The sequence below is a fragment of the Gordonia sihwensis NBRC 108236 genome (assembly GCF_000333035.1).
Taxonomy (GTDB): Bacteria; Actinomycetota; Actinomycetes; order Mycobacteriales; family Mycobacteriaceae; genus Gordonia; species Gordonia sihwensis.
Map to the genome: position 1 here is coordinate 1 of NZ_BANU01000061.1, position 1,174 is coordinate 1,174.

General features: G+C 63.9%; 1 protein-coding gene. It reads left to right on the top strand.

The features are described from left to right. Window positions 1–247 precede the first annotated feature (247 nt). Window positions 248–1,174: IS110 family RNA-guided transposase (locus GSI01S_RS19400; protein WP_006898375.1), on the top strand; the 927-nt coding region annotated here is incomplete at its 3' end.

The following is a 1,174-nucleotide window of genomic DNA, read 5'->3' on the forward strand; positions in this document are numbered from 1 at the left end:
GTCTCAGTGTGATGGTTGAGTGGCCACTTCGGTGGTGGTTGGGTTCTCTTCACCGGGGATTTGGCTCTCAGGCCTGTTGCCTCCGCGTGTGGGTGGCGTTCACTCGTTGTGCCGGTTCCCGGTGAGGAGAGGCCAGACGGCCGTGGCTTGATAGGAGCGTGTCCTTGCATCAGGGCTCCACTGAGATTTGCCCGGGCCGGCTGGCCTCGTCCTCACCCTTGCACCTACTGCAATAGGAGGCCATTTCATGATCACCGTTGGAGCCGATGTTCACAAGGCGCGGCACACCTTCGTAGCCGTCGATACGGTCGGTGCCAAGATCGCTGAGACGGTCGTCCCGGCTACCACGGTCGGGCATCGCCAGGCGTTGGCGTGGGCACGAGCGTTGTTGCCCGGTGCTGAGACCGACGGACTGTTGTGGGCGGTCGAGGATTGCCGGAACATGTCTAATCGTTTGGAACGGGACCTGCTGGCGGCCGGGCAGTCAGTGGTGCGGGTGAGCCCGCATCTGATGGCGGCTCATCGCCGCACCGGCCGGGAACGAGGCAAGTCCGACCCCATCGACGCCCTGGCCGTAGCGCGCGCGGCACAACGTGAACCCGACCTGCCGGTCGCCTCTCACGACCAGATTTCCCGGGACCTGAAGTTGCTCACTGATCACCGCGATCATCATGTCGTGCAACGGACCTCGTCGATCAACCGATTGCGGTGGCATCTCCACGAGCTGGATCCGGAGTTCCTCGGCGATACGGCCGACCTTACGACCGTCCTGGCTCAGCAACGGATCAGAGCATGGCTCGGTGAGCGGTCCGGAGTGCTGGTGGAGATCGCCGCCGAGGTGCTGGCCGATGTTATGGATCTGACTGCGCGGATCAAGAAGCTCGACAAGCGGATCGATGCCGTGGTGACCCCGGTGTCGTCGGCGTTGCGGGAGATCGACGGCTGCGGTGTGCTGACCGCTGCGAAGATCCTCGGAGAGGTCGCCAACGTCGATCGGTTTCCCGGCCAGGACCAGCTCGCCCGCTACTGCGGGATCGCACCGGTGCCGGTATGGTCCGGCAGAACCGAAGGGACCATGAGGCTGACGAGATCGGGCAACCGGCAACTGAACCGAGCAATCCATGTCATCGCCCTGACTCAAGCACGCTGCGACCAGACTCTCGGGCACGCCTAC